Origin of the sequence: Microbacterium gallinarum, from assembly GCF_014837165.1 — a bacterium.
Lineage (GTDB): Bacteria > Actinomycetota > Actinomycetes > Actinomycetales > Microbacteriaceae > Microbacterium > Microbacterium gallinarum.
The window spans coordinates 1-23,958 of record NZ_JACSPM010000008.1; the positions used below are offsets into that span (position 1 = coordinate 1).

Annotated in this window: 21 protein-coding genes; 4 read left to right on the forward strand and 17 right to left on the reverse strand. The window is 71.5% G+C overall.

Features of this window, described 5'->3' with window-relative positions; all coding sequences use genetic code 11:
- Nucleotides 1-409 precede the first annotated feature (409 nt).
- From H9622_RS15520 to H9622_RS15530, 3 genes are read right to left on the reverse strand one after another with little or no spacing between them, the layout of a single operon-like run.
- Nucleotides 410-1,252: a DUF4184 family protein gene (locus H9622_RS15520; RefSeq protein WP_191767336.1), complete on the reverse strand. Its 843-nt coding sequence runs from the start codon at nt 1,250-1,252 to the stop codon at nt 410-412.
- 12 nt (nt 1,253-1,264) lie between these two features.
- Nucleotides 1,265-2,566, reverse strand: coding sequence for a tyrosine--tRNA ligase (gene tyrS, locus H9622_RS15525; RefSeq protein WP_318247147.1), 1,302 nt, complete (start codon nt 2,564-2,566; stop codon nt 1,265-1,267).
- A gap of 38 nt (nt 2,567-2,604) precedes the next feature.
- The gene (locus tag H9622_RS15530; RefSeq protein ID WP_191767337.1) at nt 2,605-3,552 is read right to left on the reverse strand and encodes an aldo/keto reductase; all 948 of its coding nucleotides are present in this window, start codon (nt 3,550-3,552) and stop codon (nt 2,605-2,607) included.
- A 54-nt stretch (nt 3,553-3,606) separates the two neighbouring features.
- Here H9622_RS15530 and H9622_RS15535 point away from each other — a divergent pair, with 54 nt between their 5' ends.
- Nucleotides 3,607-3,993: a MerR family transcriptional regulator gene (locus H9622_RS15535; RefSeq protein ID WP_191767338.1), complete on the forward strand. Its 387-nt coding sequence runs from the start codon at nt 3,607-3,609 to the stop codon at nt 3,991-3,993.
- Here the strand turns inward: H9622_RS15535 and H9622_RS15540 are convergent.
- The gene (locus H9622_RS15540; protein ID WP_225222218.1) at nt 3,969-4,319 is read right to left on the reverse strand and encodes a VOC family protein; all 351 of its coding nucleotides are present in this window, start codon (nt 4,317-4,319) and stop codon (nt 3,969-3,971) included. The two genes, H9622_RS15535 and H9622_RS15540, sit on opposite strands and share 25 nt — an antisense overlap.
- Before the next feature lie 156 nt (nt 4,320-4,475).
- On the opposite strand from H9622_RS15540, the gene H9622_RS15545 reads away from it, so the two are divergent.
- Nucleotides 4,476-5,081 (forward strand): DNA-binding protein, encoded by a 606-nt coding sequence (locus H9622_RS15545; protein ID WP_191767339.1) that lies wholly within the window; start codon nt 4,476-4,478, stop codon nt 5,079-5,081.
- Here the strand turns inward: H9622_RS15545 and H9622_RS16145 are convergent.
- Complete coding sequence (locus H9622_RS16145) at nt 5,062-7,023, reverse strand: PKD domain-containing protein (RefSeq protein WP_191767340.1); 1,962 nt, start codon at nt 7,021-7,023, stop codon at nt 5,062-5,064. The genes H9622_RS15545 and H9622_RS16145 overlap by 20 nt on opposite strands.
- 190 nt (nt 7,024-7,213) lie before the next feature.
- On the opposite strand from H9622_RS16145, the gene H9622_RS15555 reads away from it, so the two are divergent.
- Nucleotides 7,214-7,813, forward strand: coding sequence for a hypothetical protein (locus tag H9622_RS15555; protein ID WP_191767341.1), 600 nt, complete (start codon nt 7,214-7,216; stop codon nt 7,811-7,813).
- Nucleotides 7,814-7,829: 16 nt separating this feature from the next.
- On the opposite strand, the gene argH is transcribed toward H9622_RS15555, so the two are convergent.
- From argH to H9622_RS15595, 8 genes are all read right to left on the reverse strand, one after another.
- Complete coding sequence (argH, locus tag H9622_RS15560) at nt 7,830-9,260, reverse strand: argininosuccinate lyase (protein WP_191767342.1); 1,431 nt, start codon at nt 9,258-9,260, stop codon at nt 7,830-7,832.
- A 9-nt stretch (nt 9,261-9,269) separates the two neighbouring features.
- Nucleotides 9,270-10,472, reverse strand: a complete 1,203-nt coding sequence (locus tag H9622_RS15565; RefSeq protein WP_318247148.1) for a heparan-alpha-glucosaminide N-acetyltransferase domain-containing protein — start codon at nt 10,470-10,472, stop codon at nt 9,270-9,272.
- 10 nt (nt 10,473-10,482) lie between these two features.
- Entirely contained in the window at nt 10,483-11,406 is a 924-nt protein-coding gene (argF, locus tag H9622_RS15570; protein WP_191767343.1) for an ornithine carbamoyltransferase, read from the reverse strand.
- Complete coding sequence (locus tag H9622_RS15575) at nt 11,403-12,617, reverse strand: acetylornithine transaminase (RefSeq protein ID WP_191767344.1); 1,215 nt, start codon at nt 12,615-12,617, stop codon at nt 11,403-11,405. The genes argF and H9622_RS15575 overlap by 4 nt, the downstream gene beginning before the upstream one ends.
- Nucleotides 12,614-13,513 (reverse strand): acetylglutamate kinase, encoded by a 900-nt coding sequence (argB, locus tag H9622_RS15580; protein WP_191767345.1) that lies wholly within the window; start codon nt 13,511-13,513, stop codon nt 12,614-12,616. Before argB ends, H9622_RS15575 begins: the two co-directional genes overlap by 4 nt.
- Nucleotides 13,510-14,667: a bifunctional glutamate N-acetyltransferase/amino-acid acetyltransferase ArgJ gene (gene argJ / locus H9622_RS15585; protein WP_191767346.1), complete on the reverse strand. Its 1,158-nt coding sequence runs from the start codon at nt 14,665-14,667 to the stop codon at nt 13,510-13,512. The genes argB and argJ overlap by 4 nt, the downstream gene beginning before the upstream one ends.
- 55 nt (nt 14,668-14,722) lie before the next feature.
- Complete coding sequence (argC, locus tag H9622_RS15590; protein ID WP_191767347.1) at nt 14,723-15,772, reverse strand: N-acetyl-gamma-glutamyl-phosphate reductase; 1,050 nt, start codon at nt 15,770-15,772, stop codon at nt 14,723-14,725.
- Between the two features lie 297 nt (nt 15,773-16,069).
- Complete coding sequence (locus H9622_RS15595; RefSeq protein ID WP_191767348.1) at nt 16,070-17,047, reverse strand: NAD-dependent epimerase/dehydratase family protein; 978 nt, start codon at nt 17,045-17,047, stop codon at nt 16,070-16,072.
- Nucleotides 17,048-17,465: 418 nt separating this feature from the next.
- On the opposite strand from H9622_RS15595, the gene H9622_RS15600 reads away from it, so the two are divergent.
- Entirely contained in the window at nt 17,466-18,596 is a 1,131-nt protein-coding gene (locus H9622_RS15600; protein ID WP_191767349.1) for an AAA family ATPase, read from the forward strand.
- 24 nt (nt 18,597-18,620) lie between these two features.
- Here H9622_RS15600 and pheT read toward each other — a convergent pair whose 3' ends face one another.
- Genes pheT through H9622_RS15620 form a run of 4 tightly spaced genes read right to left on the reverse strand, consistent with a single transcriptional unit; the run spans nt 18,621 to nt 23,799 of the window.
- Nucleotides 18,621-21,152, reverse strand: coding sequence for a phenylalanine--tRNA ligase subunit beta (pheT, locus tag H9622_RS15605; RefSeq protein ID WP_191767350.1), 2,532 nt, complete (start codon nt 21,150-21,152; stop codon nt 18,621-18,623).
- Nucleotides 21,152-22,192, reverse strand: a complete 1,041-nt coding sequence (gene pheS / locus H9622_RS15610; RefSeq protein ID WP_191767351.1) for a phenylalanine--tRNA ligase subunit alpha — start codon at nt 22,190-22,192, stop codon at nt 21,152-21,154. Before pheS ends, pheT begins: the two co-directional genes overlap by 1 nt.
- Nucleotides 22,193-22,243: 51 nt before the next feature.
- Nucleotides 22,244-23,146 (reverse strand): amino acid ABC transporter permease, encoded by a 903-nt coding sequence (locus H9622_RS15615; protein ID WP_191767352.1) that lies wholly within the window; start codon nt 23,144-23,146, stop codon nt 22,244-22,246.
- The gene (locus H9622_RS15620; RefSeq protein WP_191767356.1) at nt 23,143-23,799 is read right to left on the reverse strand and encodes an amino acid ABC transporter permease; all 657 of its coding nucleotides are present in this window, start codon (nt 23,797-23,799) and stop codon (nt 23,143-23,145) included. The genes H9622_RS15615 and H9622_RS15620 overlap by 4 nt, the downstream gene beginning before the upstream one ends.
- Between the last annotated feature and the right edge of the window lie 159 nt (nt 23,800-23,958).

Here is a 23,958-nt window from a genome sequence, read left to right on the forward strand (position 1 = left end):
CGATCAAAAAATGACCGACGAGGTTATTTGGCATTTGACAAGTGCACGCTGTTGAGTTCTCAAGGATCGGACGCTCCAGCGCACGACGGATCTCGGACCCGCCGCACCAACTGGGCAACTTCACAATCTTATCTCGCCGTCGCGATCCCGTCAAGTCGACCGGATCCCTCGGAGCGAGGCTCCCACCGGTCCGGCGAGCCGGAGATCTGCCGAAGCGAATCTTGGTGGTGGGGGTGGTTCGCTGCTTGAGGGGAGCCAGGCCTTCCGGCCTTCCGCTCTACCCTTTGGGGCGAACAACAAGAACATTACGCGAGCTCCGCCCGCACGTCGAATCGGCGGCGCAGCCCGGGCGTGTCGCGCGCGGACGCGCTCACGTGCGTACGAGGAGAACCCCTGATCCGCCCGGCGTTCAGCCCGCGACGACCGGGCGGCGGCGCCGCGCTCGCACCAGCTGAACCACGACGCAGAGCACGAGGGTCAGCACTCCCCACACCGCGCACGCCGGCGGCAGCACGCGGTACGCCAGGTGCTGCACGGTGAACTCCGCCGTGAGTGGTCCGAGCATCGCGAGGCCGGCGAACCAGGCGCCGACGAGCACGATCGGAAGCGAGATCCACCACGTCACCCGCAGCCACGACGGCAGCACCCGGTCGACGGCGGGCGCGGCATCCGCTCTCCTCAGCCAGAGCAGTCCCCACACGCCGATGATCGCGAGCCCCACGACGCTCGAGCCGTGCTGCAGCCACTTGAGCCCGAGCAGAGGACCCCACTGCTCGGCGAGGGCGGGGATCGCCGCCACTCCGCCGCGTCCTTCGTGGGTGAAGAGATCCCACACGATGTGGCTCACCACGCCGATGACCAGCGACAGCACGAGGAGCAGGATGCCGGCCCAGCGCACCCGCCAGCGCGCCGCGTGGGCGTCGGAGTCGACCCGCGTCACGGCGAACGTCTCGCGAACGCCGTCGAGCGCGCCCCGATCCCACTCTGCGGGCAGACGCGAGGCGAGCGGGCCCGGCGAGAGCTCACGCGCCGCCGGTCGCAGCACCGATCGCCACACCAGGAGCAGAACCAGCGCGAGCAGCACCGTCGCCGGCAACCACACGAGGTCGTGCGTCACGCCGTAGTGGAGCGGCAGCCCGCGGACGAAGAGGGGCAGGTCGGGTGCCATCGCGCCGATCGCGATCGCGGCCGGCACCAGCGGCGTGCGGATGAACGGCAGCGCGACGACCGCATGGCTCGGCGTGAACGGCATGCCGCTGCGGGGTCAGCCGTTCACGAAGACGCCGGCGAGCGTCCTCTTGCCGCGGCGCAGCACCGACACGCCGCCGGGCAGCGCGCCCGTCACGAGCGCCGCCTCGTCGACCTTCACACCGTCGAGCGACACGCCACCCTGGGCGATCGCGCGCCGCCCTTCGGAGAGGCTCGAGACGAGTCCGGTGTCGACGAGCGCCTGCAGCACGCCGGTGCCCGATGCGACCGTGGCGTTCGGCAGCTCCTCGAGCGCCTCGCGCAGCGTCCCGGCGTCGAGGACCGTCAGGTCGCCCTGGCCGAAGAGCGCCTCGGACGCCGCGATGACCGCGGCTGCGGCATCCGCTCCGTGAACGAACGCCGTGACCTCGCGGGCCAGGCGGCGCTGGGCCTCGCGCCGGAACGGCTCCGCCGCGACGAGTCGCTCGTACTCCTCGATCTCGTCGCGCGTGAGGAACGTGAAGATCTTGAGCCGCGAGATCACGTCGGCGTCGTCGGTGTTCAACCAGAACTGGTACATCCGGTACGGGCTGCACATCGCGGGGTCGAGCCAGATGGCGTTGCCCTCGCTCTTGCCGAACTTGGTGCCGTCGCTGTTGGTGATCAGCGGCGTGCCGATCGCGTGGACGTGCACGCCCTCGACGCGATGGATCAGGTCGGTCCCGCTCGTGAGGTTGCCCCACTGGTCGCTGCCGCCGGTCTGCAGCACGCAGCCGTACTGGCGGTACAGCTCGAGGTAGTCCATGCCCTGCAGGATCTGGTAGCTGAACTCGGTGTAGCTGATGCCGGCCTCGGAGTTGAGGCGGGCGGCGACGGCGTCCTTCTTGATCATCGTGCCGACGCGGTAGTGCTTGCCGATCTCGCGCAGGAAGTCGAGCGCCGAGAGCGGCGCCGTCCAGTCGAGGTTGTTCACGATGCGGGCGGCGTTCTCGCCCTCGAAGCTCAGGAACCGCTCGACCTGCGCCCGCAGGTACCCGACCCACTCCTCGACGGTCTCGCGCTCGTTGAGCGTGCGCTCGGCCGTCGGGCGCGGATCGCCGATGAGCCCGGTCGAGCCGCCGACGAGGCCGAGCGGCTTATGGCCGGCGAGCTGCAGCCGGCGCATCGTGAGCAGCTGGACGAGGTTGCCCAGGTGCAGGCTCGGCGCAGTCGGGTCGAAGCCGCAGTAGTACGTGATCGGGTCGCCGGCGAGAAGGGCGCGCAGCGCCTCCTGATCGGTGGACACATGCACGAGCCCGCGCCACACCAGCTCGTCCCAGACGTTCTCGAACGACGGGTCGTTGGCGGGGGCGGTCGCGCTCACAGAGCTGTTCGACACGCGTGCCAGGCTATCAGCGCGGCGCCCCCGTCCCGTTCTCAGGCGGGCTCGTCGAGGCGCGCGAGCTGCTCGGGCGAGAGCTCGAGCCGCACGGCGTCCATCGCGACATCCAGCTGCTCGAGCTTGCTGCCGCCGAGCATGGGACGGATGCCGCGAGCGACGTGCCACGCCAGCACCGTCTGCCCGCGCGAGGCGCCGAGCTCGGCCGCCACCTCGTCGAGGGCTTCGAGCCGCGCCGCCGTGCCCGGGTGGTCGTAGATGTCGGGGATCGCCTTGGCCGGGTTGTCGTAGGCGCCCGAGAGCAGCGGCGTGTACGCCCACACCTCGAGCCCGTGCGTCTGCGCGTAGTCGCGCTGCTCGTCGCTCAGCACGCCGAACGGGTGGTTGGTCGGGTTCGTGCCGGGCCGCGGCCGCAGGTACGTGCTGTTGTGCTGCAGGGCGTCGATGGGCGTCGCGCCGAGGTGCCGCGCGTGGGCGCGAGCGCGCTCGACCCGCCAGGCGGGGTGATTGGATGCTCCGACCCGCGCGACGCGGCCGCTCTCGGTCAGCTCGGCCAGCGCCTCGACGGTCTCCTCGATCGGCGTCGTGCGGTCTTCCATGTGCAGCCACAGCAGATCGACCGACTCGAGTCCGAGACGGTCGCGGCTGCCGGCGAACGCATCGCGCACCGCGCGCGTCGAAAGGCCCTCGCGGCGCATCGGGAAGGCATCCGCCCACAGCGGTTCGGCACCGAGCTTGGTCGCGATCTTCACGCGCTCGCGCACGCCCGGGCGCGCGGCGAGCCAGCGCCCGAGCACGCGCTCGCTCGCACCGCCCCGCCCGTCGCCGGATGCCCAGAAGGCGTAGCAGTCAGCGGTGTCGATCCAGACGCCGCCGCGTTCGACGAAGCGGTCGAGAAGCGCGAAGGACGTCGTCTCATCGACGGCGGTGCCGAACATCATGGCGCCGAGGACGAGAGCGGACGTGGGAGAGGTCGAAGCGGTCATGGATCCAGCCTGCAACCTGGAGTCCGCTCCAGGTCAAGTCCTATCCTCGGATCCATGACGACCTACACTCCGGCTCAGGCCGCGGAGCTGTCCGGCTTCTCACTCGACACCCTCCGCTACTACGAGCGCGAGGGCATCCTGCCGCCGGTCGCTCGTACGGCCGGCGGGCACCGGACGTTCACCGACGCCGATCTGGGCACCCTCGGCTTCCTCAAGTGCCTGCGCGAGACCGGCATGCCGATCGAGAAGCTGCGGCGCTACGGCGAGCTCTGCCGTGACGAGACCACCGTGCCCGACCGCGTCGCCCTCCTCGAGGAGCACGCGGCTGCGGTCCAGCACGAGCTCGACGCCTTGCTCGCCCAGCAGGCCAGGCTCGCCGAGAAGCTCGCCTGGTACCGCGGCGAGCTCGCCTCGCGTCAGGCGGCGGAGACCTCGTCGTAGAGCCCGATGATGTTGCCCTCGGAGTCCTTGAGGTAGACGTATCGCGCCGTCTCGCCCATCGGCTCGATCTCGCCGAGCTGCTCTCCGCCGTGGGATACCGCCAGGGCGACGGCATCCTCGATCTTGTCGACGGTGAACACGACGGTCGGGTGCGGAGTCGGGCCGCGCATGTGGAGATCGCCGTTCACGCCTTCACCATCGGGCTGTCGCAGCATTCCCATCTCCTCGCCCCACGGTTCGTACTGGTACCCGAGCACGCTCCGATAGAAGGCCTGGGCCCGCGCGATGTCGTCGACCGGGATCTCGAAGTGCTCCATCTTCGCCATGGCGACCACGCTCCCACGGGCATCGGACAGAGGGAAGGGCGATCATGAAGGTAAGTGTGCACGCTTAATCTCTTGCTTTTTAGTGTAGGGCCTTATGTTGGTGATGCTCACAGGCTAAACTGAACTGACTTCAGCCCCAAGGCAAAAGGAGCGGCCATGTTCGTGGTGACGGCGGACCAGCGAGACAGTCAGGTGAGCGACGACCTCGTCCCCGCCGGCCTGCACGCGATCACCGCTGCGGCCGGCCCGCGACTCGCGCTCGCCCCCGAACGGACCGCAGGCGACGAGATCCAGACCGCGATCGCCGATGCCGCCGGCGCCCTCGAGATCGTCCTGCAGCTCACCAGGCTGGGCACCTGGAGCGTGGGGATCGGGGTCGGCCTGGTGGAGGAGCCCCTGCCGGCCAATGTCCGCGCCGCGCGCGGGCCGGCATTCGTGCACGCGCGCGACGCGGTGGACCGTGCGAAGCGCGCACCCACCCGCGTCGCACTCACCGCAGGCCCGGAAGGACAGGACCCCGAGGCCCTGCTCCGCCTCCTCATCGAACTGCGAGACCGCCGCACCGCCGAAGGCTGGGAGGTGCACGATCTGCTCGCGGAGGGCCTGAACCAGCGCGATGCGGCGCGGCGACTCGGCATCTCGGAGGGCGCGGTCAGCCTGCGCGCACGCAACGCCGGGCTCCGTACGGAGGAGGCCGCCGCGCCGGCAGTGCAGCGACTCCTCGCGCGGCTCGACGACGAGGTCAGCCGGTCGCGCGCCTGAGCTCGTCGATCACGTCGAGGAGCTCTTCGTCGCTCGTCGCCGGGGCTGCGACGTCTTGCTCGGCATCGACCACAACGGCCAGCCAGGGCGTCTCATACCCCGACGACAGGGTCACCGTCGCGTCGGCCCGCACGGCGCCGGAGGCGAACGTCAGCCACGAGCGCAGCAGCTCCGCTCGTGCCCTCGCCCGCACGTCGCCGTCCCGCGCGGCCAGCACAGCCACCGCTTCGGCGGGGGTCGTGACGGTCACGTCCTCGGAGAACACGCCCGAGACCGCCTGCACGATGTCGAGGTAGTCCGCACTCGCCACGGGGTCCGACGCGTCCAGCACCGCGTACTCACGCACCCACCTGGCCGTCGACTGGGCGGTCGTCGCCGATCCGGTCACGACGACCGTGGCCGAGGCATCCGTCTTCGCTCCGTCGTCGTCCGTCACCGACACGCGCACCTTCTCGACTCCAGGGACCGCGAACGTGTACTCGGCCACGTCCGCGGCCTCGACGGGGAAGGTGCCGAACGGGCTCAGCGGTGGGTCCGCGACCTGGGGCGTGACGGCGAACGCCGACCGCCGGCTGTTCGACCAGCCGAACGACAGGTCGTCACTCCCTGCATCCCTCGCGCCGGCCTCGGCATGCACGGCATCGCCCGGCGCCGACACGGCGTATTCGCCGCCCGGGAAGGCGAGCGCACCGTCGACCTCGAGCGACACGGCGGGAGCCACGCTCGCGATCTGCAGCGGAACGGCGTGCGCACCCACCCCTCCGTCGTCGTCGGTCGCCGTCACCGTCACCGGGAACGCGCCGTCGTCGCCGTAGGGATGATCGACGCCCGCCGCCAGCTCGGCGATCGTCACCTGCTGCGCGGGACCGCCGTCTCCCCAGTCGATCTGGGCGGCGACGGTGTCATCGCCGGGATCGGAGACCGTCGCGCTCACCCGCCCGATGCCGCCCTCCTCCGCGGAGACGGCCACCACCTCGACCGACGGCGGCACATTGCGCACGACGACGTCGACGGACGCGGCATCCCACCGTCCTTCCATCCGGTCGTAGACGGTAAGCGTGGCGGTGCCCTCGAAGTCGTCGGCGATGACGACCTGCGGCTGGGCGACGGGATCCACGTCGAACGAGGCGAGCTGCCAGCGGTAGATGAGCGGCTCGCCCTCGGGGTCGGCGCTCGCCGCGCCGTCGAGCGGCACCGACTGCCCCTCGTCCACGACGAGCGTGCCGGCGGAGAGCATGGCTGCGGGCGGCGCGTTGTCGCACGCTCCGGCAAGGTACTCACCCGCGACGAGAGTCGAAGACGGGATGCCGCACACCCGGGCGGCTCGGCGCGCACCGTCGTCGGGCGACGCCGAGGGGATGCCCCGTGCCGACGCGTCCGCGGTCGCGGGAGGCACGACGACCTCCCACCGCAGCGGCTGGTCTCCCGACACCGTCCCGAGTTCGGTCCCGGCGTCGATCCAAGCACGCTCGGTAGGCACGGCGTCAGACGGCACGAGCCCGGTGTAACGCGTGGACTCGCCGGTCGGGTGCTCGATCCAGACCGATCCGGCGGGTGGCGACTCCGCGGCCTTCTCCGCCGTCTCCGCCGTCTCCGCCGTCTCCGTCGCAGACTGCGGGGCGGCTGCTGCCTGCAGCCAGCCTCCGGCCGCCGCCACGACCGTCGCGCCGTCGCCTGCCGAGAGCTCGTAGGCCCCGGTCGCCGACCCGTCGTCTCCGACCTCGACCACGGCGCCGTCGGCGAAGGGCAGCCGGTACCCGCCGTCCGATGCCTCGAGCAGGTGATCCTCGGCCACGGCGACAGCGCCGCGCTGCTCGGCCTCCGCCGATGCCCGCGCCGACGCCGATGCCGCCACGGCGGCCCAGCTTCCCGCGACCACCACGGCCGTTCCGACCGCTGCTCCCAACAGCGCGCCGGCGCGCATCACCCGAATGCGTGACACTTCTCCCCCAGTCCCCTGCGGGCGGCCGCACAGCGACCCACCCTCAGAACGGCACGAGCACGTGCTTTCGCTGCGTCCCCACGACGCACAGCACGGCTCTTCCCCTTGCCGTTCTCCCCTGCCGACACGGTACGCCCACCTCGCCGATATCGCCAGTCGGCCGTCCGACCCGCATGCGAGACTGAGCGGCATGGTCATCCCCCCCGATCTGCTCCTCCCCCTCGCGCTGTCGCTGTTCCTCTTCGTCGCCCTGAGCCTCGCGCTGATCCTCGTCGTGCTCACCACCCGCAGCCCGCGGGAGATCCCGCTTCTGATCGCCGGCGGACTCGTCATCCTCGCTCTGCTGGTGGTCGTGGTCGCCCCGGTCAACGTGCCGCCGTACATCGCGGTGATCATCGCCCTGCTCGGCACGGCCCTCGCGGCCGCAGGCGGAAGCCCCGTGACGCGGCGCGTGCTCGAGGTCGCGACGCACGGGCGGGTGCCCGAGGGCGACAACGGCGGGATCCTGCTGCGCCCCGCGACCGTGGCGGGGATCGTCGCGGACGACGCGCCCGCGCGCGAAGTGCTCCGCGGCGGCACGACGATCGGCTACCTCGAGCGACTCGGCGTCGCGATCGCGATCATCGTCGGCTTTCCCGAGGCGCTCGCCGTGGTCGTCGCCGTGAAGGGCATCGGGCGCTTCTCCGAACTCGCCGCCGCCGAGGCGCGGGAGCGCTTCATCATCGGCACCCTCGCGAGCCTGCTGTGGGCGTGCGTCGTGGGCGGCCTCGTGCGGCTCGCGATCTGGTGAGCGCGGTTCGCCGGTCCTAGATGCCGAGGACGTGCGCGGCGGACTGGATCCGCTCGACCAGTTCCGCCCGCTGCTCGGTGACCCGCACCGGAGCCGTGCCGCCCGCACCCGTGCGGCTCGCGACCGAGCCCTCGACGGTGAGCACCTCGCGCACCTCCGGGGTCAGCATCGGGGAGACGTCGGCGAGCTGGGCGTCGGTGACCTCGTGCAGCTCGATGCCGTGCTGCTCGCAGACGCGCACCAGGTGGCCCGAGATCTCGTGGGCGTCTCGGAACGGCACGCCCCGCTTCACGAGCCACTCGGCCACGTCGGTCGCCAGCGAGAATCCCTGCGGGGCGAGCTCGGCCATGCGGTCGGTGTGGAACCGCAGCGTCGCGATCATGCCCGCGAACGCCGGCAGCAGGGTCTCGAGCGTGCGGACGGAGTCGAACACCGGCTCCTTGTCCTCCTGGAGGTCGCGGTTGTACGCGAGCGGCAAAGCCTTGAGCGTCGCGAGCAGGCCGGTCAGGTTGCCGATGAGGCGGCCGGACTTGCCGCGCGCGAGCTCGGCGATGTCGGGGTTCTTCTTCTGCGGCATGATGCTCGAGCCCGTCGAGTAGCCGTCGTCGAGCGTGACGAAACGGAACTCCCGGGTGTTCCAGAGGATGATCTCCTCGGCGAGCCGCGACACGTCGATCCCGATCATCGCGGTGATGAAGGCGAACTCCGCGACGACGTCGCGCGCGGCGGTGCCGTCGAGCGAGTTCTCGGCCGGGCGGGCGAGACCGAGCTCGCGGGCGACCAGCTGCGGGTCGAGGCCGAGCGTGGATCCGGCGAGCGCACCGCCGCCGTAGGGCGACACGGCGGCCCGGGCGGACCAGTCCCCCAGGCGCTCGAGGTCGCGCACGAGCGGCCAGGCGTGTGCCTGGAGGTGGTGCGCGAGCAGCACCGGCTGCGCGTGCTGGAGGTGCGTGCGGCCCGGCATGACGGCATCCGGGTGCGCCTCCGCCTGTGCGACCAGCGCGTCGACGAGGTGGAGGATGTCGCGCGCGATGATGCGCGAGTGGTCGAGCAGGTACATCCGCACAAGGGTCGCGATCTGGTCGTTGCGGCTCCGGCCGGCGCGGAGCTTGCCGCCGAGCTCGGCCCCGACCTCGCCGATCAATGCCTGCTCGAGTGCGCCGTGCACGTCTTCGTCGGAGTCGGCGGGGCGCAGCGTGCCGTCGCTGACCGATCGCGCGAGGGCGTCAAGACCGTCGTGCATGGCACGCTCCTCATCGGCGGTGAGGTACCCCGCTGCCGCGAGCGCCTTGGCGTGAGCGTGCGAACCCGCGATGTCGTAGAGCGCGAGGTCCCAGTCGAAGTGCGTGGAGCGGCTCAGCTCGGCCAGCTCCGGCGACGGCCCCGTCGCGAATCGGGCGCCCCACAGTGCGCCCTCGTTGGTCCCGTCGCCCTTGGTGTCGCTCACCGGACCAGCCTACCGAGGCCACGCGGCGTCGCCCTGCGGCGTGACGTCGGCGACGAGGCGCGCAGAGCGGTCGACGCCCCACTCGAGCGGACCTCGCCCGACCAGCAGCGCCCACGCGGTGCACACGACGACGGTCGAGATCGTGAGCGGCCAGAAGGGCTCGAGCGCCCGGAAACCGGCCAGATCGCCCGGCCGGTCGAGCACGGCGAGCGCGACCAGCCACCACACCACGAGCTGCCCGACGTACGCCGTGAGCGGCATGGCGCCGACCGCGCGCAGCGGGAGCACCACCCATACGAGCGCCGTGCGGCACAGCAGCAGGCACGCCGCGATCACGGCGAGCGCGAACCCTCCCGACCCGATCACCTCGAGAAACCCGGTGGAGTGCGGCTCGGCCGTCCACAGCGCCTCGGCGAACGACGCCGGATCGGCGTCGGCGCCCGCCGTCGCGGCATCCGCTCCGTATCCGATCAGTGCGAGCGCAGCACCGGCTCCCAGCATGCGCAGCTGGACGGAGGTGCGAAGGATGCCGGCGCGTGCGACGCCGAGCCCGGCGAGGAGGAACACGATCCACGTCGTGAACGGATAGTGCCAGCCGATCGCGCGGGAGAGCGCATCGCCGGACGTCGTCTGCCACAGCGGGAGATCGTCGAGCGCGACCTGGACGACGGGCATGACGACGGCGAGCACCGCCGCCACGAGCAGGAGCGTCCGCGCGCGGAGGGTCAGGAGCGGGACGGCGAGGAAGAAGAGCAGTGCGTATGCGGGCAGGATCACGTACACCGGCACGCCGGTGAGGACGAGCACGATGCCGATCAGCCAGATCAGGATCGCGCGCACGATGAGCCGCAGCCGCGCCTTCCGGAGCTGCTCGCCTTCCGGCGGTGTGCGTCCGCCCGTCGCGAGCCCGATCGACACTCCCGCGAGCGTGGCGAACAGGATCGACGAGCGCCCGTCGACGACGGCGAGCCAGGTGGCGGCATCCGCCCAGTCGAAGGGCTCGGTGATCCAGAGCAGGTGCGCCGCGAACATGCCGAGCACGGCCAGTCCGCGCGCGAGGTCGACCCCCGCGATGCGCCGCGGTCCGTTCAGCCGCGCCCAGCGGGAGGCCAGCCAGCCGCGCGATGCGGTGTCGGGCCCGCGTTCGCGCGCGTCCTGCGCTCTCGGTTCGCGCTGCTCGCGCTGTCCGTCCGACGACCCGGCACCCTCCACCGCGATGCGATCAGTCCTGGCGCAGCAGCCAGACGAGCAGGGCCTTCTGCGCGTGGAGCCGGTTCTCGGCCTCGTCCCACACCACGCTCTGCGGTCCGTCGATCACCTCGGCGTCGACCTCGTACCCGCGGTCGGCGGGCAGGCAGTGGATGAAGATCGCGTCGTCCTTGGCCAGCGCCATGAGCTCCTGCGTCACCTTGTAGGCGCCGAGGTCGCGCAGGCGTGCCAGCTTCTCCTCCTCCTTGCCCATCGACACCCAGGTGTCGGTCACGATGACGTCGGCACCGGCCGCCGCCTCGTTGGGATCGGTGTAGAGCGTGACCGAGCCCCCGGTCTCGGCGGCGCGACGGTCGGCGTCGGCGATCACGTCGTCGCGCGGCGCATACGACTCGGGCGACGCGACGCGCACGTGCATGCCCGCCGTGACGCCGGCCAGCACGTACGAATGCGCCATGTTCGACATCCCGTCGCCGAAGAACGCGAGCGTCAGTCCCTTGAGCTCACCCTTGTGCTCCTTGATGGTGAGGAGATCGGCGAGCAGCTGACACGGGTGGAAGTCGTCGCTCAGCGCGTTGACCACGGGCACGCGGGTGCCCTCCGCCATCTGCTCGAGGCCCGACTGCGCATAGGTGCGCCACACGATCGCGGCGACCTGGCGCTCGAGCACGCGCGCCGTGTCGGCGGGGGTCTCCTTGCCGCCGAGCTGGCTGTTGGCCGTCGAGATGATGAGCGGGGAGCCGCCGAGGTCGGCGATGCCCACGGCGAACGACACACGCGTGCGCGTCGACGACTTGTCGAAGATCACGGCGACCGTCTGCGGGCCTTCGAGCGTCTTGAGCTTCCAGCGGTCCTTCTTGAGCGCGACCGCCAGGTCGAGGATCTCGTCCTGCTCGGCCTGCGTGAGATCGTCGTCGCGCAGCAGATGGCGGGTCATGCGTGGACCTCCGTGGTGTTCTCCAGCAGCAGGGCGTCCTCGACGGTGCGCACCGACGCCGTGAACAGCTCGACGAACTCGTCGAGCTCGACATTGCCGATCGTCAGCGCCGGCACGAGGCGGATCGTCTCGTCGTTCGGGGCGTTGATCACGAGGCCGTGCTCCTGGGCCGCGGCCACCACGGCCTTGGCGACCGGATGCGTGAGCGCGATGCCGAGCAGCAGACCGCGTCCGCGCACCGAACCGATGAGCGCCGAGTCGATGCCGAGGATCGCCGCGCGCAGCTGGTCGCCGCGCTCAGCCGCGTTCGCCACAAGTCCGGCCCGCTCGATCTCGCCGAGCACAGCGCCGGCCACGGCCGTGCCCAGCGCATTGCCGCCGAACGTCGAGCCGTGCGTGCCCGGGTAGAACAGCTCGCTGGCGGCGCCGAACGTGATGAGCGCGCCGATCGGGAAACCGCCGCCGATGCCCTTGGCGACCGTGATCGCGTCGGGGGTGATGCCGGCGTGCTGGAACGCGAACCAGGCCCCGGTGCGGCCCGCTCCGGTCTGAATCTCGTCGACGATGAGCAGGGCGCCGTGGCGCTCCGTGATCTCGCGCGCGGCCTCGAGGAAGCCGTCGGGCAGGTCGATCACGCCGGCCTCGCCCTTGACGGGTTCGACGAACAGCGCGGCGACGCGATCGTCGATCGCGGCCTCCAGTGCCTCGACGGTGGAGTCGATGAACTCGACGCCCGGGGTCATGGGCAGGAAGGGCTCCTGCATGTACGGCTTGCCGGTCAGCGCCAGCGTGCCCATCGTGCGGCCATGGAACGCGTCGTTCAGCGCGAGGATGCGCGGGCGCTCGGCGCCGCCGTGCAGACGGGCCAGCTTGAAGGCCGCCTCGTTCGCCTCGGCGCCCGAGTTGCCGAAGTACACGCGGCCGGAGTCGCCCGTGCCGGCGAGGCGCTTCAGCTGCGCGGCCAGCTCGAGCTGGGGAGGCGTGGCGAAGTAGTTCGACACGTGCGCGAGGGTGGCCGCCTGGCGGCTGATCGCGTCGACGAACACCGGGTGGGCGTGGCCGAGCGAGTCGACGGCGATGCCGGCGAGGAAGTCGAGGTACCGCTTGCCGTCGGCGTCCCACAGGTACGAGCCCTCGCCGCGGACGAACATCGCCATCCGCTCGCCGAAGCTCCGGACGAGGTCGCGCCCCGCGTCATCCTGCCACGTCATCCGAGGACCACCTCTGTTCCGATTCCCTTGCTGGTGAAGATCTCCACGAGGACGGAGTGCGGCACCCGCCCGTCGATGATGGCCGCCGTTTCGACGCCGCCCTCGACGGCTTCCAGGCACGCCTGCATCTTCGGGATCATTCCCGACTCGAGCGAGGGCAGCATCGCCCGCAGCTCGGTCGAGGTCAAGTGCGACACGAGCGAGTCGCGGTTCGGCCAGTCGGCGTACAGGCCGGGGACGTCGGTGAGGACGACGAGCTTCGCGGCGCCGAGAGCGACGGCGAGAGCGGATGCCGCGGCATCCGCGTTCACGTTCAGCGAGTGCCCCGGGTGGTCGAGGTCGGGGGCGATGCTCGACACCACGGGGATCCGCCCCGCGGCGAGCTGGTCGAGCACCGGCTGCGGGTCGACCTCGACGACGTCGCCGACGCGCCCGAGGTCGTGCTCGACGCCCTCGATCACGACACTGCGGCGTCGGCCGCCGAACAGCCCGGCGTCTTCGCCGCTGAGCCCGGCCGCGTGCGGGCCGTGCGCGTTGATCTTGGCGACGAGCTGCGGATTGATCTGACCGGTGAGCACCATGCGCACGACCGAGATCGCCTCCGTCGAGGTGACCCGGTAGCCGCCCTTGAACTCGCTCGGGATCGCGAGGCGGTCGAGCATCGACGAGATCTGCGGTCCGCCGCCGTGCACCACGACCGGCTTGACGCCGACGTAGCGCAGGTACGCGATGTCGGCGGCGAACGCGTCCTGCAGCTCGTCCGACACCATCGCGTTGCCGCCGTACTTGATGACGACGATCTGGTCGCTGAACCGCTGCAGCCACGGCAGCGATTCGATGAGCGTGGCCGCCTTGACGCTGGCCTCGTCGGGATCGGTGTCCTGGATCTGTGTCATGAGGAGTACGCGCTGTTCTCGTGGACGTAGTCGTGGGTGAGGTCGTTCGTCAGGATCGTCGCGGTCGCATCGCCCACCTTGAGGTCGATGACCAGATCCGTCGCGCGCGGGGTGAGGTCGACGTCGTCGCGCGGCGCGTCCGGACCGCCCTGCGAGCACACGCGCACGCCGTTCATCCACACGTCGACGTCGTACGGGTCGAACGCCGCCGCGGTCGTGCCGATTGCGGCGAGCACGCGCCCCCAGTTCGGGTCGTTGCCGAAGATCGCCGCCTTGAAGAGGTTGTTGCGGGCGACCGACCGCCCGACCTCGACCGCATCCTCCTCGGACTCCGCGCCGCGCACCTCGATCGTGATGTCGTGGCTCGCGCCCTCGGCGTCGCCCTGCAGCTGCTTCGCGAGGTCTGCGCTCACCTCGGCGAGCGCCGCCGCGAAGTCGTCCAGGTCGGGTGCGATGCCCGAGGCGCCGCTCACGAGCAGCGTGACCTGGTCGTTCGTCGACATGCAGCCGTCCGAGTCCAGGCGGTCGAAGGTGCGGCCCGTCGCCGTTCGCAGTGCGGCGTCGGCCTGCGCGGCGTCGAGCACGGCGTCGGTCGTGATGACCACGAGCATCGTCGCGAGGCCGGGCGCCAGCATCCCGGCCCCCTTCGCCATGCCGCCGACGGACCACCCGTCGCGGGCGACCACGGATCGCTTGGGACGCGAGTCGGTGGTCATGATGGCGAGGGATGCCGCCTCCCCGCCGTCCGCGGACAGGTCGGCGATGCCCTGCTCGGTGCCCGCGAGAACCCTCGCGCGGAACGTCTCGTCACCGGTGCCGATGAGGCCTGTCGAGCAGACCAGCACGTCGCCGGCGCTCACTCCGAGCAGCTCGGCGGCCTTCTCGGCCGTCTGGTGCGTGGTCTGGAAGCCGAACGCGCCGGTGAAGCAGTTGGCGCCGCCGGAGTTGAGGACGATCGCCTCGACGACGCCGTCCTTCACCGCCTGCTCGGACCAGATGATGGGGTTCGCCTTCGCGCGGTTCGACGTGAACACCGCCGCGCCGACCTTGAGCGGCCCGCGGTTGACGACGACCGCGACGTCGGGCTTGCCGGTCGACTTCAGGCCGACGGCGACGCCGGCCGCCTCGAAGCCCCGGGGTGCGGTGACGCTCATGGGGTGATTCCGTTCTCGCCCCGTACGCCGGACCGAGTCTCTCGGCTCACGTTGGTCATGGGGCCACCCCGTTCACGGAGAGCGCGGTGCCTTCAGCGAGACCGAGCGCGATGTTCATGGACTGCACGGCGGCTCCGGCCGTGCCCTTGACGAGGTTGTCGACGGCGGTGACGACCACGACGCGGTTCGCGGCGCGGTCGATCGCGAGGCCCATCAGCGCGGTGTTGGCGCCGACGACGTCCGCCGTCCGCGGGAACTGGCCCGCGGGCAGCAGCTGCACGAACGTCTCGTCGCCGTAGGCGGACTCCCACGCGGAGCGGATCTCGGCATCCGTCGCGCCGTTCGCGATGGGGGCGGTGGAGGTGGCGAGGATGCCGCGGGCCATCGGCACGAGGACGGGAGTGAAAGAGATGCGGATGCCGTCGGCCGGCGTGCCCGCCGCGGCGAGCGCCTGGCGGATCTCGGGGATGTGACGGTGGGTGCCGCCGACGGCGTACGGGTTCGCGCTGCCGAGGATCTCGCTCGCGAGGAGGTTCGGCTTGAGGGCCTTGCCGGCGCCGGACGGTCCGACCGCGAGCACCGTGACGATGTCGCCGGGGTCGATGACGCCTGCGGCGACACCCGGGGCGAGGCTCAGCGAGACGGTCGACGCGTTGCAGCCGGGGGCGGCGATGCGGGATGCTCCGACCAGCCGCTCGCGCTGCTTGGCGCCGCCCGTCAGGAGCTCCGGCACTCCGTAGACCCACGGCTCGTGGAAGTCACCGCCGTAGAACGTGTCCCAGTCGGCGGCCGACTCGAGCCGGTGGTCGGCGCCCGCGTCGATCACGAGGGCCGCGTCGCCGAGAGCGTCGGTGTACTGGCCCGACTGCCCGTGCGGGAGGGCGAGGAACACGATGTCGTGCCCGGCGAGGATCTCGGGCGTCGTCTCGGAGAGAGTGAGGTGCGCGAGCGAGCGCAGATGGGGTTGGTGCTGGATGAGCGGCTGTCCCGCGTTGGAGTGCGCGGTCACGGTGCGGATCTCGACGTCGGGATGCGCGGCGAGGATCCGCAGGATCTCGCCGCCCGCATAGCCGGATGCGCCGGAGACGGCGACCGAATATGTCATGGATTCCACCTTAGAGTCTGGGTGCGGGGGCCGGAGACGGCGACGCCCGCTCGCAGACGTCCGGGAGGACGGCGTGCAGGGTCGCCTAGAGTCGGCGCTCGCCCAGACGGCGTCGGCGCGCAGGGGCTGCGCTCGGAGCGAGCGTCACGAGTCCCTGGGTGGCCGAAGGCATGCGGCGACGATAGCGGCCGGGCCGCGGCATCCGCAAATCCTGTGTCACGCCGCGAAACGACGTTCCTGCGACGAGACGACGTCCCGCGGGCGTCGTCTCGTCACGGATGCGACGTCTCGCGCTCGCTACGCCAGCTCGGCGAGGAGGGCGAGCTCGTCGGCGCGCGAAAGCCCGGAGCGCCGCTCGCGGTCGAGGCCGCGCTCACGCTCGTCGTCGAGCGTGCGCTGCAATGTCTCGGTGAGGGGGCGCAGCCGGCCGCCGAGCAGGCGATACGCCGCGTTCGAGCGTGTCCAGAAACCCGGCATGCCTGCGGGGAGCCACAGCGGCAGCGACCGCGGACCCATCCAGTACGCCACGCCGTGCGCCTCGAGCCAGTCGTCCGTCGCCGTCACGAGACGCCCCGACTGCCCGGCAATTCCGCGAGCCTCCGCCAGCAGGCGCTCGAGCGGCACCGGGTCGCCCACCGCATTCGCGACCCCGGTCCAGCGCTCGCGTCCGACGCCCTGCACGAAGTCGGCGAGGTCGTCGACGTCGATGACCTGCTCGCCTCGGTCCGTGGCATCCGGAATCAGCACATCCTCCCCCGCGGCAAGCGCGAACCGCCCGACCCAGTACCCGAACCGGTCGGTCGGGTCGCCCGGGCCGACGATCAGACCCGGACGTACGATCGCGGCCCGGAACCCCAGGGCGGCGCGGACGGATGCCTCGGCCCGCACCTTCGCGCGGCCGTAATCCTCCTCCTCGTCGGGTCCCGCGGGCGCCAGCACGTCGGCCGACTCGTCCGCGCCCGGCTCGTCGTTCTCGGCGTACACCGACACCGTGGAGATGTACGTCCAGTGCTTCGCGCGCTCGGCGACGGCGTCGAGCGCGGCGGCGACGTGGACCGGCTTCGACGAGATGTCGACGACCTCGTCCCAGTCGCGCGATGCCACCTCGTCGTACGCCCCCGGTTCGTCGCGGTCCGCCGTCACGAGGTGCGTGCCGTACGGTGCGGGTCGCCCGCCTCGGGCGATGCAGGTGACGGATGCCCCGGCATCCGCCCACTTCTCCGCGATGCGCCCGCTCAGCCAGCCCGTCCCACCCAGCACCAGTACGTCGGTCATGCTCCCACCCAAGCAGACCGGCGAGGCGGCGGCGAGCATCTCCGCTCACAGCGGACCGCGCAGGGCCGTGTGCCGTAACTCCGCCTGCCCGCGGCGGCGCGGCATCCCCGCCCGTGCGCGGCATGTACCGTAACTCCGCCTCCCCGCGCCGCCCGCCGGCCGGGCGCCGGCCCGGGGCGTGCCGCAACTCCGCCTGGCTGTCCAGTGCGGGGCCCGAGCCTCCGCGTTTCCGGCCGTTGTTGCGCCGCCAGCCCGACGCCAGGCGGAGTTACGACACGCGACGCCGGTGAACCCCACCCCCGCCAGGCGGAGTCACTGCGCGCCCGCCCGCGAGCCATCGCGCCGTCCCAGGCGGAGTTGCGACACACCCCGCTCGCGGAACCGCCCAGGCGTCAGAGGCCCCTGCCAGGATGGCGGGATGCTGACCACCGTCGCCGTCTCGGGCTACCGCTCGCTGCGCGATGTCGTACTGCCGCTCGGCGCCCTGACCGTGATCACCGGGCCGAACGGGTCCGGCAAGTCCAACCTGTACCGCGCGCTGCGGCTCCTCGCCGCCACGGCGACCGGGTCGCTGGTGGCCTCGGTCGCGCGCGAGGGCGGACTGCCGTCGCTGCTGTGGGCCGGCCCCGAGCAGGGCGGCTCCGAGGGCACGGTGCGCAAGGGGCCGGTGGCTGTGCGGCTCGGGTTCGCCTCGGATGAGCTCGGCTATCTCGTCGATCTCGGCATCCCGCAGGTCGATCAGCGCAGCCTGTTCGCCCGGGATCCCGAGCTCAAGCGCGAGCAGGTGTTCGCGGGGCCTGTGGCGAAGCCGGCCACGCTGCTCATCGACCGGCTGCGCGGTGCGACCCGCGTGCGGGACGGGGCCTGGGTCGCCCTCGCCCAGCAGCTCGCGCCGTTCGAGAGCATCGTCACCGACCTCGCCGACGGCGACACAGCACCCGAGCTGCTGTCGCTGCGGCGCACCCTCGGCGGGTGGCGGTTCTACGACCACTTCCGCGTCGACGTCGACGCGCCGGCGCGCCAGCCCCAGGTCGGCACCCGCTCCCCCACCCTCATGCACGGCGGTGAGAACATCGCCGCGGTCTGGGCCACGATCCACGACGCCGGGCACGGGCGTGCGCTCGACGCGGCGGTCGCCCGGGCGTTCCCGGGCGCGCGGGTGAGCGTCGAGGCATCCGACGGACGGTTCCGTCTTGTGATGCGCCAGCCGGGCCTGCTGCGGCCGCTCGAGACCGGCGAGCTGTCCGACGGCACGCTGCGCTACCTTCTGCTGTGCGCCGCGCTGCTGCCCGCACGCCCCGCGCCGCTCATCGTGCTGAACGAACCCGAGGCGAGCCTGCACCCCGACCTGCTCGAACCGCTCGCCGAACTCGTGGTCGAGGCATCCGCTCACTCGCAGGTCGTCGTGGTCACGCACGCCGAACGTCTGTCGGCACCCCTGGAACGGGCCGGCGCGCTGACGCACCGCCTCGAAGCGCACCCCGACGGCACGCGGATCGCCGGTCAGGGCGTCCTCGACCGCCCCGCGTGGACGTGGGGCAGCCGCTGACCGGTCCGACCCGGGATCCCCGCGCTACTCGCGCAGGGTCGCTCCGAAGCGCTCGGCGGCCGTCGCGACGCCCGCGAGCTTCGCCTCGGTGGCCTCGGCCGCCGTGAGCGTGCGGTCAGGCGCGCGGAAGCGCAGGGCGAACGTGAGGCTCTTCGTGCCCTCCTCGACTCCCGGACCGCGGTAGTCGTCGACGAGTCGCAGCGACTCGAGCAGCTCGCCCGCTCCCTCCAGGAGTGCCGCGCGCACCTCGGAGGCCGGCAGGTCGGCGGCGACCACGAGTGAGACGTCCTGCGTGGCGGCCGGGTATCCCGACAGCGACGCCGCGACGACGCGCTCACCGGCGAGGGAGAGGACCAGGTCGAGGTCGAGTTCGGCGACGATCACCCGACCGGGCAGATCGGATGCCTCGGCCACAGCGGGCAGCAGCTCGCCGACGTAGCCCACCTCGGTGCCCGCGACCGACAGCGCTCCGGTGCGTCCCGGGTGCAGCGCGGCGCGCTGTCCCTGGGCGACGTCGATCGCGACGCCCGCGGCGGCGCCGATGGCGCGCACCGCGTCGAGGGCATCCGCGAGGTCGGCGGCGACGGGAGCGATGCCCGGCTGCTTGGCGACGAGGTTGCCCGCGAGGAGCACCGCGATGAACCGGTGCTGCGGCGGAATGGACGCGTCGAGCTCGGCCAGGGTCGCGGCATCCGGTCGCACCGCCAGCGGCGGCACGTGGGCGGTGCCGTACGCGACACCGGGCTTCGGCAGGAAGACGACGCCGGTCTCGAACAGCGCGAGATCGGTGAGCCCGCGGGCGACGTTGCGGTGCGCGACCTGCAGGAGGCCGGGCACGAGCGAGCGGCGCAGGAAGGGCGCCTGCCCGTCGAGGGGGTTGGCGAGCTTCACGCTGGGCAGTTTGTCGCCCGAGGCCGAGCCGTGCAGGTCGTTGAGCTCCTCGGTCGTGAAGCCGAACGACGGCGTCTCGACGTAGCCGGCGGCCGCGAGCGCATTCGCCACGCGACGGCGCCCCTGCTGGGCGGGCGTCAGACCGCGGCCCGACGGCGGCGTGGGCAGGATCGACGGGATGCGGTCGTAGCCCTCGATGCGGGCGACCTCCTCGGCGAGCGTCCACTTGTCGGTGAGGTCGGGGCGCCATGACGGCGGGTGCACCGACCAGTGGTCGCCGGTGTCGTAGACCTCGCAGCCGATCATCTCGAGCGCGGCGACGATCTCGCCGGTCGTGTAGTCGACCCCGATGAGCTTCTCGACGAAGCCGCGCGGCAGGTCGATGCCCGCGATCTCGACAGTGGTGAACAGCGCGCCGCCCACCTCGGTGTCGAGCGTGCCGCCCGCGTACTCGACCATGAGGTCGGCCACACGGCGGGCCGCGACGAACGGGATGAGCGGGTCGACGCCGCGCTCGAAGCGACGGGATGCCTCGCTGGGCAGCTTGTGGCGTCGGGCCGTGCGCGCGATGGAGACGGTGTCGAAGACCGCCGCCTCGATGAGCACGTTGCGGGTGCTGCCGCTCATCTCGGTCGTGCCGCCGCCCATCACGCCGGCGAGACCGATCGGACCGGACTCGTCGGTGATGAGGAGGTCCTCGGCGTGGAGCGTGCGCACCTTGCCGTCGAGGGTCTCGAGCTGCTCACCCGGCGTCGCACGGCGCACGGTGATGCCGCCCTGCAGCTTGTCGAGGTCGTAGCCGTGGATGGGCTGACCGAGCTCGAGCATCACGTAGTTGGTGATGTCGATCAGGATGCCGAGCGAACGCACGCCCGCCAGGTTCAGGCGCGCGATCATCCAGGCCGGCGTGGGCTTGGTGGGGTCGACGTCGCGCACGATGCGCACGGCGAACTCCGACGCGCCCACACGGCCGCGGATCGGGTGGGCGTCGTCAACGGCGACGGCGAAGCCGGAAGCGGGGTGCTGCAGCTCGCCCCATTCGCGATCGCCCGGGTCGCGGAACGCGGCGCCGGTGGCGTGCGCGTACTCGCGGGCCACGCCGCGCACCGACAGGGCGTAGCCGCGGTCGGGTGTGACGTTGATCTCGATCGCGACGTCGTCCAGCCCGAGCAGCGTGATGGCGTCGGTGCCCACCGGAGCGTCGATGCCGAGCTCGACGAGGCGCAGGATGCCGTTGTGCTCGTCGCCCAGGCCCAGTTCACGCGCCGAGGCGATCATGCCGTCCGACACGTGGCCGTACGTCTTGCGTGCGGCGATCGGGAACGGCCCGGGCAGCACGGCGCCCGGCAGCGTCACGACCACCTTGTCGCCGGCGAAGAAGTTGCGCGCACCGCAGACGATGCCGTGCACGGCGTCGCCGCCGTCGGCCGCGGTCTCGCCTTCGGGCGCGACTCGCACCTGGCACCAGCGGATCGTCTTGCCGTTGGACTGCGGCTCCTCGACGAAGTCGAGCACCTCTCCCACGACGATCGGACCCTGCAGCTCGAAACGGTGCACGTCCTCCTCTTCGAAACCGACGCTCACGAGCGCCGCGAGAACGTCCTCGGGCGTCGCGTCCGCCGGGACGTCGACGTACTCACGCAACCACGAAAGCGGGACGCGCATCAGACCACCATTCCGAACTGCTCGCTGAAGCGGACATCGCCTTCGGCCATGTCGCGCATGTCCTGGACGTCGCTGCGGAACATGAGCGTCCGCTCGATGCCCATGCCGAACGCGAAGCCCGAGTACTCCTCCGGGTCGATCCCCGCCGCACGCAGCACGTTGGGGTTGATCATGCCGCAGCCGCCCCACTCGATCCATCGCGCGCCGCCCTTGAAGGTCGGGTGCCACAGGTCGAGCTCGGCGGAGGGCTCGGTGAAGGGGAAGTAGTTGGCGCGGAAGCGCGTCTTGGCCTCAGCGCCGAAGAGCACCTTGGCGGCGTGGTCGAGCGTGCCCTTGAGGTGCGCCATCGTGATGCCCTTGTCGACGACGATGCCCTCGAACTGGGTGAAGACGGGCAAGTGCGTCGCGTCGAACTCGTCGGTGCGGTACACGCGGCCCGGGCACAGGACGTACAGCGGAAGGTCGCGCTCGAGCATCGAGCGCACCTGGACGGGGCTGGTGTGCGTGCGCATCACGAGGTGACGCTCCACCGGGTCGACGAAGAACGTGTCCTGCATCTGACGCGCCGGGTGGTCCTCGTCGAAGTTCAGGGCGTCGAAGTTGAACCACTCGTGCTCGAGCTCGGGGCCTTCCGCGATCTCCCACCCCATGCCGACGAAGATATCGGAGATCTGCTCCTGCAGGAGGGAGATCGGATGCCGCGCCCCGGTGCGTGCCCGCTGGGCCAGCGCCGTGATGTCGACGCGCTCGGCCTCGAGCCGGGCGGCGGTCTCGGCCTCGGCGAGCTCCGCCTCGCGCGCCGCGAAGGCCTGGTTCACGCGCCCGCGTGCCTGGCCCACGAGCTTGCCGAACTCGGCCTTCTTCTCGTTCGGCACGCTGCGCAGCTGCGCGTTCAGCTGGGCGAGGGGAGAACCCTCGGCGCTGTGGGCGGACCGGGCGGCCTTCAGAGCGGCCGTGTCACCGGCCGCGGCGACGGCGTCGAGGGCCGACCGCACGGCGGCTTCCACCGCCTCGGGAGTGATCTCGTGAGCATCAGACACGAGAACCGAGTCTACCGACGGCGGATGCCCCGCCCCGCCGCGTCCGGCGCCTCAGATGCCGGCTCCCCTGCCTCCCCGCTGGGTGACGATGAGCTCGGTGTCGGTGATCTCCTGCGTCGGCTGCTCGGCCTGGGCGATCCTCACCCCGGCCGACGAGCGGCGCAGTCGCTTCTCGACCGTGTTCGCGACGAACGACAGGATCAGGCACAGGCCGATGTAGATCGCACCGACGATGATCGTCGCGGGGATGATCGGCGAGTCGAGCGACGACTGCGAGCCGATGAAGCGCGCGTAGAACAGCAGCTCGGGGTACGTGATGATGAAGCCGAGTGCGGTGTCCTTCAGCGTCACCACGAGCTGGGCGATGATGACCGGCATCATGGCCCGGATCGCCTGCGGCAGCAGCACCAGCTTCATCACGCCGGCCTTCCGGAGTCCGATCGCATAGCCCGCTTCCTGCTGACCGCGGGGAAGCGACTGCACGCCGGCTCGGATGACCTCGGCGAGTACGGAGCCGTTGTAGGCGATGAGCGCGATCACGACGGCCCAGTACGGGGCCATCCGCACGCCGATGACGGGAAGTCCGTAGTACAGCAGGAACATGAAGACGAGGACCGGCACCGCGCGAAGGAACTCGACGATGGCCCCGACGGGCACGCGGATCCATGCGTGATCCGACATGCGGCCGATGGCGAGCGTGAAGCCCAGGATCAGGGCGCCGACGGCAGCGACGGCGAACGCGGCGAGCGTGCGGAGGGTGGCGAGTCCGATCTGGACCCAGACGTTCGTGTAGGTGAAGGCCTGCCACTTCTCGGCGGTGAACTGGCCGGTGTCGTAGAGGCGCCACAGGAAGAAGCCGAGGACGGCCGCGACGACGGCGACGGTGACGACGCCGAGGATGCGGTTGCGGACAATCGCCCGAGGACCGGGCACGTCATAGAGGACGGAACTCACCGCGCGACCCTCCACTTGTTCTCGAGCGCTCGCTGGGCCCACGAGAGCAGCAGGACGAGCGCGACGAAGATGATCATGACCCAGATGATCACGAGCATCTGGTTGGCGCCGCGCTCACTGAGGTAGTTGCGGGCGGCGCCGAGATTCACCACGCCGAAGCCGGCGGCCACGGTGGTGTTCTTCAGGAGAGCGATGAAGACGCTCATCATGGGCGGGATGACGGATCGGAAGGCCTGCGGCATCACGACCAGCGTCATCACCTGACCGAAGGTGAGGCCGACGGCGCGGGCCGCCTCGGCCTGCCCGACCGGCACGGTGTTGATGCCGGAGCGGATGGTCTCGGCGACGTACGTCGCCGTGTAGATGCCGAGAGCGCAGACCGCCAGCGTCAGCGACACATCCGCGGTGAGTCGGAGTCCGAGCAGCGGCGGCAGCGCGAAGGCGAACGCGAAGAAGACGAGAGTGAGCGGGGTGTTGCGGATCGTGTTCACGTAGAGCGATCCGATGCTCCGCGCGACGGGGATCGGCGAGACGCGCATCGCGCCGACGATGATCCCGAGGATGAGAGCGAGGAGCCCTCCCCCGAAGAACAGGATCAGCGTGCCGATCAGACCCTCGGCCCAGACATCCCAGTTGTCGGTGATGACGTTCAGCGGCCCACTCCTCTCGTGTCAAGCCCAGCGGCGGGGGGGGGGGGGGGGGGGGGGGGGGGGGGGGGGGGGGGGGGGGGGGGGCGGGGCGGGGGGGGGGGGGGGGGGGGGGGGGGGGGGGGGGGGGGGGGGGGGGGGGGGGGGGGGGGGGGGGGGGGGGGG

Coding starts and splice junctions, on each gene's coding strand:
- H9622_RS15520 (WP_191767336.1), bottom strand. CDS start 1,252: ATGCCGTTCACGCCGAGCCATGCGGTCGTCGCGCTGCCGTTCATCCGC.
- H9622_RS15530 (WP_191767337.1), bottom strand. CDS start 3,552: ATGACCGCTTCGACCTCTCCCACGTCCGCTCTCGTCCTCGGCGCCATG.
- H9622_RS15535 (WP_191767338.1), top strand. CDS start 3,607: ATGACGACCTACACTCCGGCTCAGGCCGCGGAGCTGTCCGGCTTCTCA.
- H9622_RS15540 (WP_225222218.1), bottom strand. CDS start 4,319: ATGGCGAAGATGGAGCACTTCGAGATCCCGGTCGACGACATCGCGCGG.
- H9622_RS15545 (WP_191767339.1), top strand. CDS start 4,476: ATGTTCGTGGTGACGGCGGACCAGCGAGACAGTCAGGTGAGCGACGAC.
- H9622_RS15555 (WP_191767341.1), top strand. CDS start 7,214: ATGGTCATCCCCCCCGATCTGCTCCTCCCCCTCGCGCTGTCGCTGTTC.
- argF (WP_191767343.1), bottom strand. CDS start 11,406: ATGACCCGCCATCTGCTGCGCGACGACGATCTCACGCAGGCCGAGCAG.
- H9622_RS15575 (WP_191767344.1), bottom strand. CDS start 12,617: ATGACGTGGCAGGATGACGCGGGGCGCGACCTCGTCCGGAGCTTCGGC.
- argB (WP_191767345.1), bottom strand. CDS start 13,513: ATGACACAGATCCAGGACACCGATCCCGACGAGGCCAGCGTCAAGGCG.
- argJ (WP_191767346.1), bottom strand. CDS start 14,667: ATGAGCGTCACCGCACCCCGGGGCTTCGAGGCGGCCGGCGTCGCCGTC.
- argC (WP_191767347.1), bottom strand. CDS start 15,772: ATGACATATTCGGTCGCCGTCTCCGGCGCATCCGGCTATGCGGGCGGC.
- H9622_RS15595 (WP_191767348.1), bottom strand. CDS start 17,047: ATGACCGACGTACTGGTGCTGGGTGGGACGGGCTGGCTGAGCGGGCGC.
- H9622_RS15600 (WP_191767349.1), top strand. CDS start 17,466: ATGCTGACCACCGTCGCCGTCTCGGGCTACCGCTCGCTGCGCGATGTC.
- pheT (WP_191767350.1), bottom strand. CDS start 21,152: ATGCGCGTCCCGCTTTCGTGGTTGCGTGAGTACGTCGACGTCCCGGCG.